General features: G+C 69.2%; 19 protein-coding genes and 1 pseudogene. 8 read left to right on the forward strand and 12 right to left on the reverse strand.

The window, feature by feature from the left end; all coding sequences use genetic code 11:
• Window positions 1–12: 12 nt before the first annotated feature.
• From pimB to QGN31_RS15405, 4 genes are all read right to left on the reverse strand, one after another.
• Entirely contained in the window at window positions 13–1,143 is a 1,131-nt protein-coding gene (gene pimB / locus QGN31_RS15390; RefSeq protein WP_201407254.1) for a GDP-mannose-dependent alpha-(1-6)-phosphatidylinositol monomannoside mannosyltransferase, read from the reverse strand.
• A gap of 55 nt (window positions 1,144–1,198) precedes the next feature.
• Complete coding sequence (locus QGN31_RS15395) at window positions 1,199–2,014, reverse strand: DUF4157 domain-containing protein (protein ID WP_008256084.1); 816 nt, start codon at window positions 2,012–2,014, stop codon at window positions 1,199–1,201.
• Window positions 2,015–2,072: 58 nt separating this feature from the next.
• Entirely contained in the window at window positions 2,073–3,224 is a 1,152-nt protein-coding gene (ripC, locus tag QGN31_RS15400) for a peptidoglycan hydrolase RipC (protein WP_201407253.1), read from the reverse strand.
• A 179-nt stretch (window positions 3,225–3,403) separates the two neighbouring features.
• Complete coding sequence (locus tag QGN31_RS15405; protein ID WP_263646885.1) at window positions 3,404–3,658, reverse strand: hypothetical protein; 255 nt, start codon at window positions 3,656–3,658, stop codon at window positions 3,404–3,406.
• 107 nt (window positions 3,659–3,765) lie between these two features.
• Between QGN31_RS15405 and QGN31_RS15410 the strand changes: the two are divergent.
• Window positions 3,766–5,634: pseudogene (locus tag QGN31_RS15410) on the forward strand (DEDD exonuclease domain-containing protein); the annotation flags it as partial.
• On the opposite strand, the gene trpD reads toward QGN31_RS15410, so the two are convergent.
• Window positions 5,572–6,654, reverse strand: a complete 1,083-nt coding sequence (trpD, locus tag QGN31_RS15415) for an anthranilate phosphoribosyltransferase (protein ID WP_162130197.1) — start codon at window positions 6,652–6,654, stop codon at window positions 5,572–5,574. The pseudogene QGN31_RS15410 and the gene trpD sit on opposite strands and share 63 nt — an antisense overlap.
• Window positions 6,655–6,793: 139 nt before the next feature.
• Between trpD and ctaE the strand changes: the two genes are divergently transcribed.
• From ctaE to qcrB, 4 genes are read left to right on the forward strand one after another with little or no spacing between them, the layout of a single operon-like run.
• The gene (gene ctaE / locus QGN31_RS15420) at window positions 6,794–7,405 is read left to right on the forward strand and encodes an aa3-type cytochrome oxidase subunit III (protein WP_008256075.1); all 612 of its coding nucleotides are present in this window, start codon (window positions 6,794–6,796) and stop codon (window positions 7,403–7,405) included.
• Between the two features lie 29 nt (window positions 7,406–7,434).
• Complete coding sequence (gene qcrC, locus QGN31_RS15425) at window positions 7,435–8,298, forward strand: cytochrome bc1 complex diheme cytochrome c subunit (protein ID WP_026071573.1); 864 nt, start codon at window positions 7,435–7,437, stop codon at window positions 8,296–8,298.
• Complete coding sequence (gene qcrA / locus QGN31_RS15430) at window positions 8,295–9,521, forward strand: cytochrome bc1 complex Rieske iron-sulfur subunit (protein WP_008256067.1); 1,227 nt, start codon at window positions 8,295–8,297, stop codon at window positions 9,519–9,521. The genes qcrC and qcrA overlap by 4 nt, the downstream gene beginning before the upstream one ends.
• Window positions 9,518–11,221 carry a cytochrome bc1 complex cytochrome b subunit gene (gene qcrB, locus QGN31_RS15435; protein WP_014384554.1) on the forward strand — a complete coding sequence of 568 codons (1,704 nt, stop codon included), beginning with the start codon at window positions 9,518–9,520 and terminating at the stop codon, window positions 11,219–11,221. The genes qcrA and qcrB overlap by 4 nt, the downstream gene beginning before the upstream one ends.
• A gap of 167 nt (window positions 11,222–11,388) precedes the next feature.
• On the opposite strand, the gene QGN31_RS15440 is transcribed toward qcrB, so the two are convergent.
• From QGN31_RS15440 to ctaC, 4 genes are all read right to left on the reverse strand, one after another.
• Window positions 11,389–12,033, reverse strand: a complete 645-nt coding sequence (locus QGN31_RS15440; protein WP_008256063.1) for a DUF2561 family protein — start codon at window positions 12,031–12,033, stop codon at window positions 11,389–11,391.
• Window positions 12,033–12,965 carry an MmpS family transport accessory protein gene (locus QGN31_RS15445; protein ID WP_201407016.1) on the reverse strand — a complete coding sequence of 311 codons (933 nt, stop codon included), beginning with the start codon at window positions 12,963–12,965 and terminating at the stop codon, window positions 12,033–12,035. Before QGN31_RS15445 ends, QGN31_RS15440 begins: the two co-directional genes overlap by 1 nt.
• Before the next feature lie 188 nt (window positions 12,966–13,153).
• Window positions 13,154–13,573: a cytochrome c oxidase subunit 4 gene (locus QGN31_RS15450; RefSeq protein ID WP_008256055.1), complete on the reverse strand. Its 420-nt coding sequence runs from the start codon at window positions 13,571–13,573 to the stop codon at window positions 13,154–13,156.
• A gap of 13 nt (window positions 13,574–13,586) precedes the next feature.
• Window positions 13,587–14,681 (reverse strand): aa3-type cytochrome oxidase subunit II, encoded by a 1,095-nt coding sequence (ctaC, locus tag QGN31_RS15455; RefSeq protein WP_026071572.1) that lies wholly within the window; start codon window positions 14,679–14,681, stop codon window positions 13,587–13,589.
• A gap of 145 nt (window positions 14,682–14,826) precedes the next feature.
• Here ctaC and asnB point away from each other — a divergent pair, with 145 nt between their 5' ends.
• Window positions 14,827–16,785: an asparagine synthase (glutamine-hydrolyzing) gene (gene asnB / locus QGN31_RS15460; protein WP_008256053.1), complete on the forward strand. Its 1,959-nt coding sequence runs from the start codon at window positions 14,827–14,829 to the stop codon at window positions 16,783–16,785.
• A gap of 150 nt (window positions 16,786–16,935) precedes the next feature.
• Here asnB and QGN31_RS15465 read toward each other — a convergent pair whose 3' ends face one another.
• A complete protein-coding gene (locus tag QGN31_RS15465; RefSeq protein WP_008256052.1) occupies window positions 16,936–17,910 on the reverse strand; it encodes a carbohydrate kinase family protein in 975 nt (324 codons plus the stop codon).
• Between the two features lie 183 nt (window positions 17,911–18,093).
• On the opposite strand from QGN31_RS15465, the gene QGN31_RS15470 reads away from it, so the two are divergent.
• Complete coding sequence (locus QGN31_RS15470; RefSeq protein ID WP_008256051.1) at window positions 18,094–18,780, forward strand: Rv0361 family membrane protein; 687 nt, start codon at window positions 18,094–18,096, stop codon at window positions 18,778–18,780.
• Between the two features lie 79 nt (window positions 18,781–18,859).
• Here the strand turns inward: QGN31_RS15470 and QGN31_RS15475 are convergent, their stop codons facing one another.
• On the reverse strand, window positions 18,860–19,216 hold the full coding sequence (locus QGN31_RS15475; RefSeq protein ID WP_008256050.1) for a HesB/IscA family protein: 357 nt from the start codon (window positions 19,214–19,216) through the stop codon (window positions 18,860–18,862).
• 79 nt (window positions 19,217–19,295) lie between these two features.
• Window positions 19,296–20,372: a glycerate kinase family protein gene (locus tag QGN31_RS15480; protein WP_008256049.1), complete on the reverse strand. Its 1,077-nt coding sequence runs from the start codon at window positions 20,370–20,372 to the stop codon at window positions 19,296–19,298.
• A 242-nt stretch (window positions 20,373–20,614) separates the two neighbouring features.
• On the opposite strand from QGN31_RS15480, the gene QGN31_RS15485 reads away from it, so the two are divergent.
• On the forward strand, window positions 20,615–21,247 hold the full coding sequence (locus QGN31_RS15485; protein ID WP_225331213.1) for a DUF3043 domain-containing protein: 633 nt from the start codon (window positions 20,615–20,617) through the stop codon (window positions 21,245–21,247).
• The last annotated feature ends 24 nt before the right edge of the window (window positions 21,248–21,271 follow it).

Raw genomic sequence — 21,271 nt, forward strand, 5'->3', positions numbered from 1 at the left:
CCGCGCGCACCGCTAGCCGAGCAGCCCGGCCAGCCGTGTCGCCAGGGTGTCCCAGCGCCACTGGGCCGTCACCCAGTCGCGCCCGGCCGCGCCCATCGCGGCCGCCCGGTCCCGATCCGTCAGCAACTCGGTGACGGCGTCGGCGATCTCGGTCACCGAGCAACCGTCGACGACGAGCCCGGTTTCGTTGTGCCGCACGGTTTCCGGGGCTCCGCCGGACTTTCCGGCGACGACGGGCACGCCACTCGCGGAGGCCTCCAGGAAGACGATGCCCAGTCCCTCGACGTCCAGTCCGGCGCCGCGGGTGCGGCAGGGCATCGCGAACACGTCCGCCAGCGCGTGATGCGTTGGCAGTTCGGCGGCCGGCACGCCGCCGGTGAAGATCACGTCGTCGGCCACCCCGCAGTCGCGGGCCAGCGTCCGCAGTGATTCCAGGTAGGGTCCGCCGCCGACGATGACCAGGGCGGCCCCGTCGACGCGTCGCCGGATCGAGGGCAGCGCCTTGATGAGCATGTCCTGGCCTTTGCGGGGCACCAGCCGAGACACGCACACCACCGTGGGCCGCTCGCCCAACCCGTAGCGCCGACGCAACGCGGCGCGCCCGGCGGGATCGGGCCGGAACTTGTCGGTGTCCACCCCGGACGGCAGGTATTCCAGCGAGGCCTTGGGCCCGAAGGCGGGTGCGAACCGGGACCGCGTGTAGCGGCTGACGAACGTGACGATGTCGGTGTCGTCGCCGATGCGCCGCAGCACGGACCGCGCGACCGGCAGCATCGACCAGCCGACCTCGTGGCCGTGCGTGCTGGCCACCACCCGCTTCGCCCCCGCGCCCCGCGCTCGCCGGGCCAGCAGCGCCAGCGGCGCGGCCGCCCCGAACCAGACGGTCTCGATGCCGTCGTCGGCGATCAGCCGCCGCATCCGGGTGTCGACCGCCCGGCCGGGCAGCATCAGGGTGCCCGGATGGCGCACCACGCGGTAGCCGGCCGCCTCGTCGTAGGCCTCGGAGCCCTTCCAGTGCGGCGCGTACACCGTCACCGAATGCGACCCGGCCTCGACGAGTCGGCCGACGAACTCACCGAGGTACGACTGGATGCCGCCCGGGCGGGGCGGAAAGTCGTTGGTTACCAGCAGGACCCGACTCACCTGCGACAGGCTAGCGTGGCGGCGGCGCCGTGCGTGCACACGGCCCGGTGCGTCGTTAGTGGGTCAGCCACTGGCGCCAGGCGGTGAGCAGGCCCGCCTCGCTGGTGTCCAGCACGTCGTGGGCGGCGGTCGCCATGTCGGCGCGCCTGAGGCCGCAGGTCGCCAGGTAGAGATCGTGCAGCTTCGGCGCCCCGAAGGTGTCGGCCACGAACCGGGCGAACCACCAGGCGCGGTCATAGGCCAGCGAGCGCGGCGCCCCCGGCACATCCAGGTCGGCGTCCGAGGGCAGCGTCATGGGCAGCAACCCCTCCTTGGGCACCGGCGTCGGGGGGCGGCCGACGAAGTCGGCGACGCCCTCGGTCAGCCAGCGGGGCGCGTCGGCAACGGTGTCCGCGCGTGCGGCGTAGTGAAAAAGCTCGTGGGCCAACACGATTCGCAGGGACGCCGCGCTCATGTTGGCCGCACCCGGCGCGAACACGATCCGCTGGCCCAGGGCGACCCGGCGAACGGGATCGATCCGGTCGGAGACCGTCGCGGCGGCGATGTCGGCCCACTGCGCCGCCGGTCCCCCGCCGGCGGCGGCGCGAAATTCCTCGTCGGTGCCTGCCGCGACGATCGAGATTTCCCGTGGCCAGTCGAGGCCCCAGAACGCCTCCACGGCGCCGATCGCGGCGCCCATGTCCGAGGCCACCCGAAACAACAGGCGCTCGCTGGACGGGCCGCCGAGGCCCAGCAGCCGGACGGTGCGGTCGCCGACGACGATCGACTTCGTCGAGGCGCTGACCTGGCTGCGCGCGGGCGTGATCAGCTGCGGGGGCCGGATCCGGCTGCTGCGTTCGGCGTCGAACGGCACGGCCGCGGCCACGATCAACTCGACGACGAAGACCCAGGCCAGCAGTAGCGGAAGCCGCCGACGCAGCGTGGAGTGTCTAGTAACGGCGGGCGTCGTAGATCGGGCCCGAGGAGTTCATCGGCACGACCTGTACCGGCACACCGTAGGTGGACGAATGGATCATCATGCCGTCACCGATGTACAGGCCGGCATGCGAGGCGTCGGAGTAGAAGGTGAGCACGTCACCGGGCTGCAGGTCCGACAGCGAAACGGGTTGACCGCCGTGGGCCATCGCCTGGCTGGAGTGCGGCAACGAGATGCCGGCTTGCTGGAACGCCCACATCACCAGTCCGGAGCAGTCGAATCCGCCGGGCGCGGCGCCGCCCCATACGTAGGACGAGCCGACCTGGGTCAGCGCGGCCTGCACGACCGTGGCACGGTCACCGCCGCCGACCCCACCGCCGGGAGCCATACCGGGCATGCCGCCTGGAGGCGGAGCCTCACCCGGCGCCTGCCCGGGTCCCGGGGGTGCCGCTTCCGGCGCCGGGGCACCGGGCGCCGGCGCCGCCGCCGCGGGGACGGCGACGGGTGCGGGATTGGCCAGCGCGGTGCGCTGGTCGGCGGTCAACGACATGTATTGCGACTTGACCACCGCGATCTGCACCTGCAGCTGACTTTGCTTGGACTGCAAGCTCGCTCGCACCGCGGCGGCCTGCTCGGCCGCGCTCTTGGCGTCGGCGGCGGACTTCGCGGACTCCCGCTCGGCCTTGGCGGCCTGCTCGCCGGCGATGCGGTAGCTCTTCATCTGGCTGGCCATCTGGGTGGCCATCACGCGTTGCACCGCGAGCTTGTCGATCAGCCCCTGCGGCGAACCGGCGGTCAGGATGGCCTGCATGCCGTCGACGCGACCACCCATGTACGCCGCCGCGGCCAGGTTGTTGACGGAGTTCTGGTACGACGCCAGATGGGCCTTCGCCGCGTCGACGGCGGCCTGGTCGTCGTTGTGCTTCTTGTCGGCGGCGCGCTGAGCGGCCAGCTTGTCATTCAGGTCGAGCTGGGCGCTGTGCATCGCCTCGGTGGTCTGCTCCGCCTGGCGCGACAGCTCGTTGAGTTTTGCCATGGCGTCCTGGGCCGGGTCCGCCCACGAGGGGGCGATCACCACACTGCACAGAATCGCGAAGCCAGCTAGCGTCCCTAGGGCCGAACGTGTCAGGACACGCGCAACCAGGCAACTAGAATCAAGCCTCAAGATTTGCTTCCTTAAACGGCCATCGACGAACACTGGTCGTCGAGCGGGTTTAGGTCTCAAACAGGTTACGAAACGATATCGGCGTTTGTCCAAAGCGGGCGGTTAAGAAATTAGAAAGAATTCTGTCATTTTCATGTGATCCATTCCGCCTGACCGAGGGCCGTTGGCGGACAAGGCATTTACGCTACACCAGATCCGCGGTCCCGACGAATCGGCACCAGACGAAGTCGCGGAGCCAGGCCGACCTCGGCGAGAACCTCCAATGCCGCTTGTTCGTCCTGCAATAAAGTATCCGGGACCCCGAGTATCACGCTGACCACGCAGTCGCGGCATCCGGGTCCGCGCACCGCGCAGTCGTCACAGTCGATCACCACCGGCGCGCCCGGCTCGGGCGGCGGCATGGCGACGTCGGTGGGTCCAGTTCTTGGTGCCATCGGGATCGGTCCTCTCGGTCTGGCTCCGACGAACATCACGCCGGTCTGCCCGAACGGTAACCGCGGGCACCGACATCTCCCCGGGGCCGCGGCGTGGGACGCCGCGGATGTCAGCCGTCGTGCTTAACGTCACCCCCGTGACTGCACGCGGGGCGACTCAGCTGAGCTTCGCCGACGTGGGATCACCCTTCACGCCCGACGAACTCTCGTTGCGCGACACCACCTTCGTCGTGGTGGACCTCGAGACCACCGGCGGACGCACCAAATCCGCCGCGGGAACCGAGCCGGACGCCATCACCGAAATCGGGGCGGTCAAGGTGCGCGGCGGCGTGGTGCTCGGCGAGTTCGCCACGCTGATCGATCCGCAGCGCAGCATCCCGCCCCAGGTCGTGCGGCTGACCGGCATCACCACGGCCATGGTGTCCGACGCGCCGACCATCGACGCCGTGCTGCCGATGTTTTTGGAGTTCGCCCGCTTGGATCAGGGGGCCGTGCTGGTCGCGCACAACGCCGGTTTCGACATCGGCTTCCTGCGGGCCGCCGCGCAGCGGTGCGACATCGCCTGGCCGCGGCCGCAGGTGCTGTGCACGGTGCGGTTGGCCCGCCGGGTGCTCAGCCGCGAGGAGGCGCCCAGCGTGCGGCTGGCGTCGCTGGCGCGGCTGTTCGCCGTCACCACCCAGCCCACCCACCGCGCCCTCGACGACGCACGCGCCACCGTCGACGTGCTGCACGCCCTCATCGAACGCGTGGGCAACCAGGGCGTGCACACCTACGCCGACCTGCGCTCCTATCTGCCCGACGTGGCACCGGCCCAGCGCCGCAAACGCGTGCTCGCCGACGGGCTCCCGCACCGGCCGGGTGTCTATTTGTTCCGCGGGCCGTCGGACGAGGTGCTCTACATCGGCACCGCGGTCGACCTGCGGCGGCGGGTCTTGCAGTACTTCACCGGCGCCGATCCGCGCGGCCGCATGAAGGAGATGGTCACGCTGGCCTGCGCGGTCGACCATGTCGAGTGCGCCCACGCGCTGGAGGCCGGTGTGCGCGAGCTGCGGCTGCTGGCCGCGCACGCCCCGCCGTACAACCGGCGATCCCGGTTCCCGCAGCGCTGGTGGTGGGTGGCGCTGACCGACGAGGCCTTCCCCCGCCTGGCGGTGGTGCGCGCCCCGCGCCACGACCGCGCCGTCGGCCCGTTCCGGGCGCGCGCCGACGCCGCTGACACCGCCGCCCTGCTGTCCCGCTTCACCGGGCTGCGCACCTGCACGAACCGGTTGGGGCGCACGGCATTACACGGACCGCTGTGCGCCGAGGCGGAGGTCTCACCGTGCCCGGCCGCCCGCGACGTCACCGCCACCCAATACGCCGCGGCCGTCGCGCGCATGGCGGCGTTGGTCGACGGCGCGGACAACGCCGCTCTGACGTCCGCCGTGGCCCAGGTCGCCGCCCTCGCCGAGCGGCGTCACTTCGAGAGCGCCGCGCGGCTGCGCGACCGCACCGCCGCCGCGGTCGAGACGCTGTGGCGCGGTCAGCGGCTGCGCGCCCTGGTCGCCCTGCCCGAGCTGGTCGCCGCCGCGCCCGACGGCCAGGGCGGCTATCACCTCGCCGTCATCCGCCACGGCCAACTCGCCGCCGCGGGCAACGCCCGACGGGGGGTGCCGCCGATGCCGGTCGTCGACGCGATTACCGCTGGGGCACAAGCGATTCTGCCCGCGCCGGCCCCGCTGGGCGGGGCGCTGGTCGAGGAGACCGCGCTGATCGCGCGCTGGCTGGGCGCTCCCGGCGTGCGCATCGTTCGGGTCGAGGCAACCGGGGACGGCGCGGGCTGGGCGTCCCCGCTGCGATCGGCCGGCGGGTGGGCGGCGTGGGCGGAGGCGGCCCGCTCGGCGCGGCTGGCCGCCGAGCAAGCCCTGCGCGATTCAGACCTGCTGGCCGAACCGCACCCAACGCGCGAGCAGCTGTTCGGCCGCGCCGGAGTCGATGGCCTTGCCGGCGCGGGCCAACCCGTCCTCCCACGCCGGCAGCCATTCGGCGCGACTGGATAACCCGGCGTGGGCCACGATCGCGCCGGCGGCGTTGAGGACGACGGCGTCGCGCACCGGGCCCTTGGCTCCGGCCAGCACCGCACGCACCTCCGCGGCGTTGGCCTGCGCGTCGCCGCCCAACAGGTCGTCGAGGTCGGCGCGGGGAAAGCCGAACCCGGCCGGATCGAACGTCAGCCGGTCCACGGTGCCGGCCTGTACCCGCCAGATCGTGCTGGTGGTCGTGGTCGTCAACTCGTCGAGCCCGTCGTCGCCGTGCACCACCAGCACGCTGGAGCGCCGGGCGGCGAACACCCCGGCCATCACCTCGGCCAGGTCGGCGAACGCGCAGCCGATCAATCCGGCCCGGGGCCGGGCCGGATTGGTAAGCGGCCCAAGGAGATTGAACACCGTCGGCACGCCGAGCTCGCGGCGCACCGCGGACGTGTGCCGGTACGACGGGTGGAACAACGGCGCGAAGCAGAACCCGATGCCGACCTCGGCGAGGCTGCGCGCCACCTCGTCGGGTCCGAGGTCGATGCGGATGTCGAGCGCCTCGAGCGTGTCGGCGCCACCGGACAACGACGAGGCCGCCCGGTTGCCGTGCTTGACCACCGGCACACCCGCGGCCGCCGTCACGATCGCCGCCATCGTGGACAGGTTCACGGTGTTGACGCCGTCGCCGCCGGTTCCGACGATGTCGACGGTGTCCTGGGGCATCCCGGAATCGGGCATCGGCAGCGCGTGGCCGAGCATGACCTCGGCCAGCTCGATCACCTCGGCCGACGTGGGCACCTTCACCTGCATCGCCACCGCGAAGGCCGCGATCTGGGCGGCGCTCGCCGCGCCGGTCATGATCTGGTCCATGGCCCAGGCGGCCTGGCCGCGGGTCAGGTCCTGACCGCCCGTCAGCCGGCCCAGCACCCGCGGCCACGACGTCGCGGACCCGCCGGACGGCGAAACCTCAGATGACAAAGCCACGCGCCGATGGTCCCACGAGCACCACAGCGGCCCCAACCGTCGGCCGCGGGCGGCCCGAACACACGCGCGCGCGACGCGCGAGGCATCAAATTGCGCCCCGGGTGGAGATCAACAACTACAAAGCGTCATACTTGCGGATGTGACCAGCGCTGTCGGGACCTCAGGTACTGCAATCACGTCGCGCGTTCATTCGCTGAATCGACCCAACATGGTCAGTGTCGGCACCATCGTCTGGCTCTCCAGCGAGTTGATGTTCTTTGCCGGCCTGTTCGCGATGTACTTCACCGCGCGTGCCCAATCCGGCGGAAAATGGCCGCCGCCGCCGACCGAGCTCAACCTGTACCAGGCCGTGCCCGTGACGTTGGTGCTGATCGCGTCGTCGTTCACCTGCCAGATGGGCGTGTTCGCGGCCGAGCGCGGTGACGTGTTCGGGCTGCGCCGCTGGTACGTCATCACCTTCCTGATGGGCCTGTTCTTCGTTTGCGGGCAGGGGTATGAGTACTTCCACCTGGCGACCCACGGGACCACCATTCCCGGCAGCGCCTACGGCAGCGTGTTCTATCTGGCCACCGGGTTCCACGGCCTGCACGTGACCGGCGGCCTGGTCGCCTTCATCTTCTTGCTGGCCCGCACCGCGATGAGCAAGTTCACGCCGGCGCAGGCTACGGCCAGCATCGTCGTCTCGTACTACTGGCATTTCGTCGACATCGTGTGGATCGCGCTGTTCACCGTGATCTATTTCATCCGATGAGCAGGCGCTGGACGAACAGGAGTGCTCGGTTGAAGAAACTGGGGTCTACCCGATCCGGTTCGCGGCTTCCTCAGTCGCACCAGGGGCAGCGTGACCGTTCGCGACGGCGGTTGCGCCGCCGCTTGTCGGGCGGCCTGCTGCTGCTGATCGCGCTGACCATCGCCGGTGGTGTGGCCGCCGTCCTGACCCCCCGCCCGCAGGTGGCCGTCGCGGACGAGTCGAACTCGGCGCTGCTGCGGACCGGCAAGCAGCTGTTCGACACGTCGTGCGTGTCCTGCCACGGCGCCAACCTGCAGGGCGTGCCCGATCGCGGGCCGAGCTTGATCGGCGTCGGCGAGGAAGCCGTCTACTTCCAGGTGTCCACCGGCCGGATGCCGGCGATGACCGGCGAGGCGCAGGCGCCCCGCAAGGAACCGATCTTCGACGAGGGCCAGATCGACGCCCTGGGCGCCTACGTGCAGGCCAACGGCGGCGGCCCGACGACCGTGCGCAACCCCGACGGCAGCCTGGCGATGCACTCGCTGCGAGGCGAGGACCTCGGCCGCGGCGGTGACCTGTTCCGGCTCAACTGCTCGTCCTGCCACAACTTCACCGGCAAGGGCGGGGCGCTGTCGTCCGGCAAGTACGCGCCGGACCTGGAGCCCGCCAACGAGCAGCAGATCCTGGCGGCCATGCGGACCGGTCCGCAGAACATGCCGAAGTTCTCCGACCGCCAGCTGTCCTTCGAGGCCAAGAAGGACATCATCGGCTACATCAAGGCGGTGACCGAAGAGCGCCAGCCGGGCGGCTACGGCCTCGGCGGATTCGGACCCGCGCCCGAGGGGATGGCCGCCTGGATCATCGGGATGGTCGCCGCGATCGGGCTGGCACTGTGGATTGGGGCACGGGCATGAGCGACTCAGCTGACCACGGAAACGTTCGCGGCTCGGACACCGGCGGAAACCCGCACGGCACCGGCGAGCGGGAGCCCGACGACGCCGCGCTGGCCGCGATGTCTCAGCAGGAGCTGGTGGCGCTGGGCGGCAAGCTCGACGGCGTCGAGACCGTGTTCAAGGAAAACCGTTGGCCGGTCGAGGGCACCAAGGCCGAGAAGCGCGCCGAGCGTGGCGTTGCCCTGTGGCTTTTGCTGGGCGGCGGCGGTTTCGGGCTGGCGCTGCTGCTGATCTTTTTGTTCTGGCCGTGGGAGTACAAGCCCAAGGAGGCCGCGGACAGCTGGCTCTACTCGCTGACCACCCCGCTGTACGGCCTGACCTTCGGGATGTCGATCCTGTCGATCGGGATCGGCACCATCCTGTACCAGAAACGCTTTATCCCCGAAGAGATTTCGATTCAGGACCGGCACGACGGCGCCTCCCGCGACGTCGACCGCAAGACCGTCGTGGCGAACCTGGCCGACGCCTACAGCGGCTCCACCATCGGGCGGCGCAAGCTGGTCGGGCTGTCGCTGGGCGTGGGGCTGGGCGCGTTCGGCCTGTCCACGTTGGTGGCGTTTGCCGGCGGCCTGATCAAGAACCCGTGGAAGCCGGTGGTGCAGACCGCCAACGGCAAGAAGGCGGTGCTGTTCACCTCCGACTGGACCCCGCGCTACCACGGCGAGACCATCTACCTGGCGCGCGCCACCGGCAGCTTCGCCGGGTCGCCGTTCGTCAAGATGCGGCCCGAGGACATCGACGCCGGCGGCATGGAAACCGTCTTCCCGTGGCGGGAGTCCGACGGTGACGGCACCACCCCGGAGTCGCAGGAAAAGCTGCGCGCGATCAACCAGGGCGTGCGTAATCCCGTGATGCTCATCCGGATTCGCCCCACCGACATGCACCGTGTGGTCAAGCGGCAGGGCCAGGAGAGCTTCAACTTCGGCGAGCTGTTCGCCTACACGAAGGTCTGCTCGCACCTGGGCTGCCCCGCGTCGCTGTACGAGGAGCAGTCCTACCGAATCTTGTGCCCTTGCCACCAGTCGCAGTTCGACGCGCTGCACTTCGCCAAGCCGATCTTCGGGCCGGCGGCGCGTGCGTTGGCGCAACTGCCGATCACCATCGACACCAACGGGTATCTGGTCGCCAACGGTGACTTCATCGAGCCCGTCGGACCGGCATTCTGGGAGAGGACGACATCATGAGTCCCAAACTGAGTCCCCCGAAGATCGGCGACGTCCTGGCCCGCCAGGGCGAGGACATCGACACGCGCTATCACCCCTCGGCTGCCGTACGCAGACAGCTCAACAAGGTGTTCCCCACCCACTGGTCGTTCCTGCTGGGCGAGATCGCGATGTACAGCTTCATCGTGTTGCTGCTCACCGGGGTGTACCTGACGCTGTTCTTCGACCCGTCCATGGGCGAGGTCACCTACAACGGCGCCTACCAGCCGCTGCGCGGGGTGGACATGTCGAAGGCGTTCGCGTCGACCCTCGACATCTCCTTCGAGGTGCGCGGCGGCCTGTTCGTTCGTCAGGTCCACCACTGGGCCGCGCTGATCTTCTCGGCGTCGATCATGGTGCACCTGGCCCGCATCTTCTTCACCGGCGCGTTCCGTCGGCCGCGCGAGGCCAACTGGGTCATCGGTTCGTTGCTGCTGATCCTGGCCATGTTCGAGGGCTACTTCGGCTACTCGCTGCCCGACGACCTGTTGTCGGGCATCGGGTTGCGCGCGGCCCTGTCCTCGATCACGTTGGGCATGCCGGTGATCGGCACCTGGCTGCACTGGGCCCTGTTCGGCGGTGACTTCCCCTGCGGCGGCGTCGGAAACGAATGCGCCACAGCGGGTTACATCATCCCCCGCATGTATGCCCTGCACATCCTGCTGCTGCCCGGCATCATCCTGGCGCTGATCGGGCTGCACCTGGCCATGGTGTGGTTCCAGAAGCACACCCAGTTCCCGGGACCGGGCCGCACCGAGCACAACGTGGTCGGCGTGCGGGTGATGCCGGTGTTCGCCGTGAAGTCCGGCGCGTTCTTCGCCGCGATCGTCGGCGTGCTGGGTCTGCTCGGCGGTCTGCTGCAGATCAACCCGATCTGGAACCTGGGGCCCTACAAGCCATCTCACGTCTCGGCGGGCTCGCAGCCGGACTTCTACATGATGTGGACCGAAGGTCTGGCCCGTATCTGGCCGCCATGGGAGTTCTACTTCTGGCACCACACCATCCCGGCGGTGGTCTGGGTGGCGCTGATCATGGGCGGGGTCTTCGTCCTGCTGATCATCTACCCGTTCCTGGAGAAGCGGTTCAGCGGTGACTACGCGCACCACAACCTGCTGCAGCGCCCGCGCGACGTGCCGGTGCGCACGTCGATCGGCGCGATGGCGATCGCGTTCTACATGGTGCTCACGCTGAGCGCGATGAACGACATCATCGCGTTCAAGTTCGACATCTCGCTGAACGCGACGACGTGGATCGGCCGCATCGGCATGGTGATCGTCCCGCCGATCGTCTACTTCGTCACCTACCGGTGGTGCATCGGGCTGCAGCGCAGCGACCGCGCGGTGCTCGAGCACGGCATCGAGACCGGCATCATCAAGCGGCTGCCGCACGGTGCCTACATCGAGCTGCACCAGCCGCTGGGCCCGGTCGACGACCACGGCCACCCGCTGCCGCTCGAGTACCAGGGCGCGGCGCTGCCCAAGAAGATGAACAAGCTGGGCTCGGCCGGGACGCCGGGCAGCGGCAGCTTCATGTTCGCCGATCCGGCGTCCGAGGACGCGGCGTTGCGGGAGGCGGCGCACCGCTCCGAGCAGCGTGCCCTGACCGCGCTGCGCGAACACCAGGACAGCCTCAACGGTTCGACGAACGGTTCGTCCAACGGCTCGACCAACGGCGCGCACTGACCCGCTCAGCCCGGCTCCCCATCGGCCCCCTGGCCGACGCGGGAGCCGGGCAATCGAGCACCCGCAATCACCCACGAGCGCGCGCGACACATAAGCATTGCGACGACGCACGACGTGTCGTCGCAATGCTTATGTGTCGATGGTTTACACCTCGACGGCGATACGCGTCAGCGCTCGTCGACCACGCGGCGCAGCTGGCGGATATGCAGCCACTCGACCGCCGGCATCGCCGCGGTGATGGCACCGGCGAATACATACGCCGTCCAGGACGCGCCGTCGTGGCCGACGGCCATCAGGTAGGTCGCCGTCGCGACCGCGATCAGCGCCGCACCCATGGTGCCGGTCAGTATGACCGTGCCGCGCAACCAGACTCGGTCCACCGTCTCCCCTGACCACTCGGCATCCGTCTTCGCCGGCGCCGCCTGCACCGTGGCCTGCCGGGCCCGCTCGGCCGCCGTGCGCGGCGCCTGAGACATCAGGCGCACCGGCGGCCGGTTCGGCGCTGTCATCGCCCGGGCGGCCGGCTCGGACTGAGACATCCGCCGGGCCCGCAACAGTATTGGGATCGCGCCCGCGATGATCAGCGCGGAAACGATGATGACCGCATACAACACCCAGGTGGTGTGCGGGCTGCTGGCCGATTTGTGAAAGCCCCGGCCCAGATCGGTGAGCGCGACGGCCGCGGCCACGCTGACGCCCAACAGCACCAGGTAGATGGCGGCGCAGGCGCCGAGCAAAATGCGGTCGATCACCTCGGGCGAAACGGTGTCGTCGCCGATTCCGCGCCGGTATGCCGAATATCTGCTGACCATCAGCAGCTCGTCTGCGGCGAGTCGTTGCTGTTCGACGACAGCACGGTTCCGTCGCTCGTCGTGATCGAGCAATTGAGCCTGCTGACCCGGAACAGGCTGGAGGCCTCCACCGAGCCCACGTCGGATTGCGAGATCGGGGTGACGGTCATCGACCAGGGGATGTACACGTTGTGCTGGGTGCGCCGGCGGCCGGACGCGTCGACGTAGGTCACCGAAATGATGTCGCCCGGGGCCTTGGTGCCGGTCACCGAGTAGGTGACCTGCCGCGGCCCGGCCGGCGTCGTCGGCGGCGGTGGCGCCGCCGCGGTGGAGGTCGCCGGCGGTGCCGGAGCGGGTGCGGGCGGGGGCGGCGGTGCCGGAGAGGGCGTCACCGTCACAGTCTGTGTCTCCGTTGCTGTCGGGGGCGGCGGCGGTTCGGTCGTGGGTGGCGGTGGAGGCGGCGGCGGTGGTTTGGTGGTCGTGATCTCGTCCTGCATCGGCGGCGTGGACGGGGCGGTGGTGGTGTTGGGGTTGGCCAGCTTGGTGGTGTCGGTCCGGGCGAACAGCAACGACACCGATACGACGAGCGCGATCGCGGCCACGATGGCGGCGATCCCCACCACCCACGGCCAGCGCGCGGTGCTGCGTTCGTCCTCGTCGGCGGACTCGTCGTAGTCCTCATAGTCGTAGAGCCGCAGATCGGCGGGTAGGTAGGGGCCGCTGGTGAAGTGCTCGGACTCCGGGGCCGAGTAGGCACGCGAGTATGCGTCCGTCTGGCCAGCGGCGGCCAGTTCGGCGCTGTCGTCGAAGGGTTCCGCCGCGCCCTCGACGTCGTGGTCGCCGCCGGGCTCCCCGTCGTCAGCGGGGTCGTCACCGGCGTCCGCGTGGTGGCTGATCGGGTCGACAGGATCGGATTCGTCAGGTTCCCATCCCGGGGGTTTCGACCCGCTCATCTCTGCCCTTTGCCTACCCTGTTCGACTGCATCACCTGCGCGTAAAACTCCGCAATCACCTCGTTGCCGGGCGCGCTGGGAACTTCTCATTGCCTGCGCGAAACACTACCGAACCCAAAACGGGCAGAGCCGCCGTGGCGATCGGCGCAAGCGATCACGTGATCGGATTGTGACCTTTATGCCGCGAATCAGTGCTTCTCAGGACCCAGGTAGTACTCGAAGACCAGTCCGGCCACCGACGACAGGACGAACATGACGCCGGCGAAGATCAGCCACGGCAGCCACAGCCCGATGCCCACCGCCACCACCGAGCCCGACAGCGCGATCAGGATCGGCCACCAGCTGTGCGGGCTGAAGAAGCCCAATTCCCCTGCTCCGTCGCTGATCTCGGCGCCTTCGTAGTCCTCGGGCCGGGTGTCGAGCCGGCGCGCCACGAACCGGAAGAAGGTGGCCACGATCAGCGCCAGCCCACCCGTCAGCGCGAGCGCGGTGGTGCCCGCCCACTCTTCCCCGCCGGTGGCGAACAGCGCGGTCAAAACCCCGTAGAGCAGCGCAACCACAAAGAAGAACCCGGCGATGAACTCGAATAGCCTGGCTTCGATATGCATTTGGTGTCCTAACCTACTGGCTTAACTGGCCGCGGCGGGTGTCGAACGGGTGCGTGGTCACCGCGGCGGGAGGTTGTCCGATCGCCTGCAGCGCCGCGGCGTTGCTCTTGCCATCCATCCGCTGCTGCAGGTAGGCCTTGAAGTCGTTGGGCGACACCACGCGAACCTCGAAATTCATCATCGAGTGATAGGTGCCACAGAACTCGGCGCAGTGGCCGACGAACGCCCCGGGCGTGTTGATCTCTTCGACCTGGAAGACGTGCACGGAGTTGTTCGCGTCGGCGTTCGGGATGACGTCGCGCTTGAACAAGAACTCGGGAACCCAGAACGTGTGGACGACGTCGGCGGACGCCAGATCGAATTCGATGCGCTTGCCGGTCGGGAGCACCAGCACCGGGATCTCGTCGCTGGTTCCCAGCGTCTCGACCTTGTCGTAGTTCAGGTAGGTGCGGTCCGAGGTGTTGAGGCCGCGGACGGGCCCGACCAGCTCTTCGCCGTGCTCGTCCTTGCCTTCCGGCTTGGACACCATGGCCTTCTTGCGCGCCGCGTCCGCCCCGTCGTAGGTCAGCGTGCCGTCCTTGAAATCGACGCGCTGATAGCCGAACTTCCAGTTCCACTGGAATGCCGTGACGTCGATCACCACTTCGGGATCCTTGGCGATGTGCAGCATCTTCTCCTGCACCACGACGGTGAAGTAGAACAGCACCGAGATGATGAGGAACGGCGTCACGGTGAGCGCCAGCTCCAAGGGCATGTTGTAGCCGAACTGGCGGGGCAGCTCGGTGTCGGTCGCCTTTTTGCGGTGGAACGCCGAGGACCAGAAGATCAGGCCGTAGACGATGACGCCGACGACCAGCGAGGCGATCACCGCGCCGATCCACAGCTCCCGGTTGAGCTGCGCCTGCGGCGTGATCCCCCTCGGCCAGCCCAGGGCCAGCGCGTCGGCCCAGCTGCTGCACCCGCTCAGGAACATCGCCAGCACACCCAGCGTCACGGCCAGCGCCAGCGGCCGGAGACGGCGGGAAAGACCGGTGGCGGAGCCCCCAGGACGGCGCTGAAACCTACCCTGCGACAAAGATTGCGAACGGTCCTGCTCGCGAGGGGTCACGTTGGCGCCTCCTGCTCGGATATCGAATACTACGCAGCGTAGACCACGCGCCTGAGGCGGGCGACGAAACCCCGGCCCGCCAGTCTCGCGCCGTGCCGGGTGCGACGTCCACGAGCGGTCGCCAAGTGCGGCATACTGGGGCGCCGTGTGTGGTCTGCTGGCGTTCGTTGCCGCCCCCGAGGACGGGGACAAGGAGGCGGCCGCCGCCCGCGCCGACGACGCGATCGCGCGCGCGTCGCATTCGATGCGCCACCGCGGGCCCGACGAGCCCGGCACCTGGGTCGACCCGGACACCGACGGTTCGGTGGTGTTCGGCTTCAACCGGCTGTCCATCATCGACATCGCGCATTCGCACCAGCCGCTGCGCTGGGGGCCGCCGGAGGCGCCCGACCGCTACGTGCTGGTGTTCAACGGCGAGATCTACAACTACCTGGAGTTGCGCGACGAACTGGCCACCTCCCATGGGGCCGTCTTCGCCACCGATGGTGACGGCGAGGCCGTCGTCGCCGGCTACCACTACTGGGGCACCGATGTCCTGACCCGATTGCGCGGCATGTTCGCCTTCGCGCTGTGGGACACCGTTACCCGCGAATTGTTTTGCGCCCGAGACCCTTTCGGCATCAAACCGCTGTTCATGGCGACCGGTGCCGGCGGCACCGCGGTGGCCAGCGAGAAAAAGTGTCTGCTGGATTTGGCCGAGCTGATCGGGTTCGACACGCGCATCGACGAGCGGGCGGTGCAGCACTACACCGTCCTGCAGTACGTGCCCGAGCCCGAGACGTTGCACCGCGGGGTGCGCCGGCTGGAATCGGGCTGCTACGCCCGGATCCGCCCCGACCGCCTGCAACCCGAGGTCACCCGGTACTTCGTGCCCCGGTTCGCCGCCACCCCGATCGCCCGCGGCAGCGAGCAGGCCCGGTACGACGAGATCACCGCGGTGCTCGAGGACTCGGTGGCCAAGCACATGCGCGCCGACGTGACGGTCGGGTCCTTCCTTTCCGGCGGCATCGACTCCACCGCCATCGCGGCGCTGGCCATCCGGCACAACCCGCGACTGATCACGTTCACCACCGGCTTCGAGCGGGAGGGATTCTCCGAGATCGATGTCGCGGTGGCCTCGGCGGAGGCGATCGGCGCGCGCCACATCGCCAAGGTGGTCACGCCGGACGAGTTCGTCGCCGCCCTGCCAGAAATCGTCTGGTACCTCGACGAGCCGGTCGCCGACCCGGCGCTGGTGCCGCTGTTCTTCGTCGCTCGCGAGGCCCGTAAGCACGTCAAGGTGGTGTTGTCCGGCGAGGGCGCCGACGAGTTGTTCGGCGGCTACACGATCTACCGGGAGCCGTTGTCGCTGAAGCCCTTCGACTATCTGCCGCGTCCGCTGCGGCGGTCGATGGGCAAGGTGTCGCGCCCGCTGCCCGAGGGGATGCGGGGCAAGAGCCTGCTGCACCGCGGCTCGCTGACGCTCGAAGAGCGTTACTACGGCAACGCCCGCAGCTTCTCCGACGCGCAGCTGCGCGACGCGCTGCCCGGCTTCCGCCCGGAGTGGACCCACACCGACGTGACCGCGCCGCTGTACGCCGAGTCGGCGGGCTGGGACCCGGTGGCCCGCATGCAGCACATCGACCTGTTCACCTGGCTGCGCGGCGACATCCTGGTCAAGGCCGACAAGATGACGATGGCCAACTCGCTGGAGCTTCGGGTGCCGTTCCTGGATCCCGAGGTGTTCGCCGTGGCGTCCCGGTTGCCCGTCGACGCCAAGATCACCCGCACGACCACCAAGTACGCGTTGCGCCGCGCGCTCGAGCCGATCGTCCCCGCGCACGTCCTGCACCGGCCCAAGCTCGGGTTCCCGGTGCCGATCCGGCACTGGTTGCGCACCGGCGAGCTGCTGGAGTGGGCCTACGAGCTGGCGGCGTCGTCGCAGGCGGACCACCTGGTGGACCGGGCGGCCGTGCACCGGATGCTCGACGAGCACCGCAGCGGCGCCGGCGATCACAGCCGCCGGCTGTGGACGCTGCTGATCTTCATGCTCTGGCACGCGATCTTCGTCGAGCGCAGTGTGGTGCCGCAGATCAGCGAGCCGATGTATCCGGTGCAGCTCTAGGCCACGCCCGGGCTTCGCGTGTGAATCCTGGGCTTTCATCGTGAACCCTGGGCGCGGTGTGTCGGCGTGTCGGCGCCGTCAGCGCACACGCGACGCCGTGGGTTCACACTCGATGCGGCCCGGGCGAGAAAGGGCGTCGGGGAAACGGCGCTAACCCAGCACCGCGGCGATCTCGGCGGCCGCCTCGTCGCCGTAGGCGTCGGCCAGACGGGTCTTGGCGACCTCGCGGTCCCACGCCCATTCCTGGGTTCCGGTCGACTCCAGCACCAGCACGGCCACCAGCGAGCCCAGCTGTGCCGAACGCTCGAGGTTCAGCCCGGCGCTGCGCCCGGTGAGGAAACCGGCCCGGAACGCATCGCCGACACCGGTGGGGTCGGTCTGGCTGGTCTCGGGGACCACGCCGACGTGCGTGGTGGTGCCGTCACGCTCGACGATGTCGACGCCCTTGGCGCCGAGCGTGGTCACCCGCAGGCCCACCTTCTGCTGCACGTCGGCCTCGGACCAGCCGGTCTTGGAGAGCAGCAGCTCCCACTCGTAGTCGTTGGTGAACAGGTAGGCCGCGCCGTCGACCAGCTTGTCGATCTCCTCCCCGGACAGGCGGGGCAGCTGCTGGGACGGGTCGGCGGCGAACGGCAGGCCGAGCTTGCGGCACTCCTCGGTGTGCACCACCATCGCGTCGGGGTCGTTGGCCCCGATGATCACCAGGTCGGGTGTGCCGACCGACGACGCGACGTCGGCAAGCTTGATGTTGCGGGCCTCGGACATGGCGCCGGGATAGAACGACGCGATCTGGGCCATGTCCTCGTCGGTGGTGCACACGAAGCGCGCGGTGTGCGCGGTCTTCGAGATCAGCACGTGGTCGCAGTTGACGCCGTGGCTCTGCAGCCAGTCGCGGTACTCGCCGAAATCGTCACCGGCCGCGCCGACCAGCGCGACGTCGCCGCCCAGCACACCGATGGCGAAGGCGATGTTGCCCGCCACGCCGCCGCGGTGAATCACCAAGTCGTCGACCAGGAAGCTCAAGGACACCTTCTGCAGGTGCTCGGCCAGCAGGTGCTCGGAAAACCGGCCGGGGAACCGCATCAGATTGTCGGTCGCAATCGAACCTGTCACCGCGATCGTCACGAAATCTCCATCCTTCGTTAGTAAGGTTATCTAGCTTACTCAGGCGCCTCCGACCGTCGTCGCGTGCACGGTCGCCGCAAGGTCTGCGCTAGCCTCCCTAGGGAACTCACTCAAGTCGCCGGGATCACAATGCGTGCGCCGCAACCCGCTTGCAGTCCCGTCTACCACCGTAGGAGAACCACGATGGCAGGCCCGCACTCGCCGAACCACGCTGGCGGCGGCAACGGACCGAGCGGACACGAGCCCCCACGCGAATCCGAGCCACTCGAGTTCCCCGATGACCCCGCCACCGGCGGCCCGGGCTTCACCCCGGCTCCGCAGGCGGGACCCCCTTCGGGCAATTATGCCGGGCCGCCCCCGGGGCCGGCGCCGTATCCGCCGCCACGCTCCAGGCGGCGGCTGATCGTCGGCGTGGCGCTGGCCATCGCGCTCGTCGCGGTGATGACGGTGGCCATCGTCTACGGGGTGCGCACCAACGGGGCCAACACCGGCACCACGTTCTCCGAGGGCGCGGCGAAGACGGCGATTCAGGGATACCTGGACGCGCTCGAGCACCGCGACATCAACGAGATCGCCCGGAACGCGCTGTGCGGCCTCTACGACGCCGTCCAGGACAAGCGATCCGACCAGGCGCTGGCCAAGCTCAGCAGCGACGCATTCCGCAAGCAGTTCTCCGAGGTGGAGATCACCTCGATCGACAAGATCGTGTACCTGTCGCAGTACCAGGCTCAGGCTTTGTTCACCATGCGGGTGTCGCCGGTGAGCGGGGGACCCATGCGCGGGCAGGTGCAGGGCATCGCGCAGCTGCTCTTCCAGCGCGGCCAGATCATGGTGTGCTCATACGTGCTGCGCACCGGGGGCTCGTACTAGAGCTTTTCTTGCCGCGAGACCGCAACCGCCGACGGCCCTACTCGGGGAACGCGTCGGTAGTCGCAGTCTCGCGGTGAAATCAGTTGAACGAGTCGCCGCAGGCGCACGACCCGCCGGCGTTGGGGTTGTCGATGGTGAACCCCTGCTTTTCGATGGTGTCCACAAAGTCGATGGACGCGCCCTCGACGTAGGGCGCGCTCATCCGGTCCACCGTCAGGGTCACACCCCCGAACTCCGCGATCAGGTCGCCGTCCAGCGACCGGTCGTCGAAGAAGAGGTTGTAGCGCAGCCCAGCGCACCCGCCCGGCTGGACCGCGATGCGCAGCGCCAGGTCGTCGCGACCCTCCTGGTCCAGCAGCGACTTGGCCTTGGTGGCGGCGGCCTCAGTCAGGATCACGCCGTGGGTCTTGGCGTTCGACTCGTTTTGCACCGTCATTGCTTCTCCTACATGCCTCATTTGTTGAGCGGGGACCGATCACGCCCGGCGCCGCCGGACTGCCGGAAAGTCCACACCATCAACGGTACCTTGCAGGACCGCTATTCCCGAGTCGCGCCGCCACAACGGAGGCCAGACCCATGAGCTGATTGGCGGCGTCGGCCTGGGCCAGCCGCACCGATCCTGCGTGCTCGGCGATCGACAACGCGGCCATGATCCCCGACGAGCGCACCGTCGCGTTGTCCAGATCGACCTGGCCGGCCAGGACCACCACCGGGATGCCCCGCGGCCGGGCCGCGTCGGCCAGAAAGCCCACCACCTTCCCGTGCAGGGACTGCTCGTCGAAGCGGCCCTCGCCGGTGACGATCAACTCCGCCGTGTCGAGATCGTCGGAAAGCCGGGTGTGTTCGGCGATGATGGCGGCCCCGGACTCACACCGCCCGCCGAGCGCGAGCAGCCCGGCGCCGATGCCGCCGGCGGCGCCCGCGCCCGGTTCGGCGCTCACGTCGCGCCCGGCCACCGCCTCCAAAATGAGCGCCCAGGCCTGCAGCCGAACTTCCAGCGCCGCGACGGTGGCCGTGTCGGCGCCCTTCTGCGGCCCGAACACTCGGGCCGCTCCCCACGGACCGAGCAGGGGGTATTCGGTGTCGGAGGCGGCGATCAGCTCCACGTTGCCCAGTTGGCGGCGGGCGGTGTCCAGGCCGCCCAACTCGGCGATCATGCCCTGGCCGCCGTCGGTGCACGCACTGCCACCCAACCCGACGACGATCCGCGTCGCCCCCACCCGCAGCGCCTCGGCGATCAGCTGCCCCACGCCTTTGCTGTGGGCCGCCATCGCGGTCTCTGGGGTGGGCGGACCGCCGAGCAGCGCCAAACCGCAGGCCTGGGCGCACTCCAGGTATGCGGTCGCCGACCCGGGATCGAAGACCCATTCGGCCTCCACCATGGCCTTTAGCGGCCCCGACACCCGCAATCGCCGCATCTCCCCCAGCCGGCTGGCCAACACCTCGACGAAGCCGGGCCCACCGTCGGACTGCGGCGCGACGATGAACCGGTCGCCCGGACGCGACCGTGTCCAGCCCGTCGCGATGGCGGCGGAGGCTTCCAGGGCGGACATGCTGTCGGCGTAACAGTCCGGGGCCACCAAAACCTGCATCGCGGGTAGCTGAAGGCGGCCGGGCGCCAGGCCGGGGGCAGCATCATCCGAGGCCATCGACCCGTCGTCCATCAAAGGCAGCCATTCATCACGTGTAAGAGTAGGGCCAAGTGCGGCACTAACGCAGGTCTAATAGCAAGGCATTCCAGGCGAATTCCGGCGCGCGTCATCCGCGAAGTAACCTGGCCCCTGTGAAGCTTTTGGGTCGCAAGAAGGGCCAGGACACCGACCTCGACGAAACCGTGGCCGTGTCGGCCGCCTCCGACGTTGCTGGCGGCCCGGACGCCGCACCCCGCCGGACCGGACCCAAGGGGCGCCCCACGCCCAAGCGCAACGAGGCCCGCCGGAACGCGAAGAAGGGCCCCGTCGCGCCCGCACCCATGACCTCCGCCGAGGCGCGGGCCCGGCGCAAATCGCTGGCCGGCCCCAAGCTCAGCCGCGAGGAGCGCCGCGCCGAAAAGACCGCCAACCGCGCGCGCATGTCGGAGCGCCGCAATCGCATGATGGCCGGCGAAGAGGGCTACCTGCTGCCGCGCGACCAGGGCCCGATCCGACGCTACGTGCGCGACGTGGTGGATTCCCGGCGCAACCTGCTGGGCCTGTTCATGCCGTCGACCCTGTTTTTGATGTTCGTCATGTTCGGCGTCCCGCAGCTGCAGCTCTGGATTTCCCCGGCGATGCTGGCGCTGATGGCGGTGATGAGCGTCGACGGCCTGATCCTGGGCCGCAAAGTCAGCAAGCTGGTCGACGCGAAATTCCCCGACAACACCGAAAGCCGTTGGAAGCTAGGCCTTTACGCCGCCGGCCGCGCCTCCCAGATGCGCCGGCTGCGGGCGCCGCGGCCCCAGGTCAAGCATGGCGCCAGTGTCGAATAACCGTTACCCGAAGGCCGGCTGACG

Source organism: Mycobacterium sp. 2-64, assembly GCF_035918375.1.
Taxonomy (GTDB): Bacteria; Actinomycetota; Actinomycetes; order Mycobacteriales; family Mycobacteriaceae; genus Mycobacterium; species Mycobacterium intracellulare.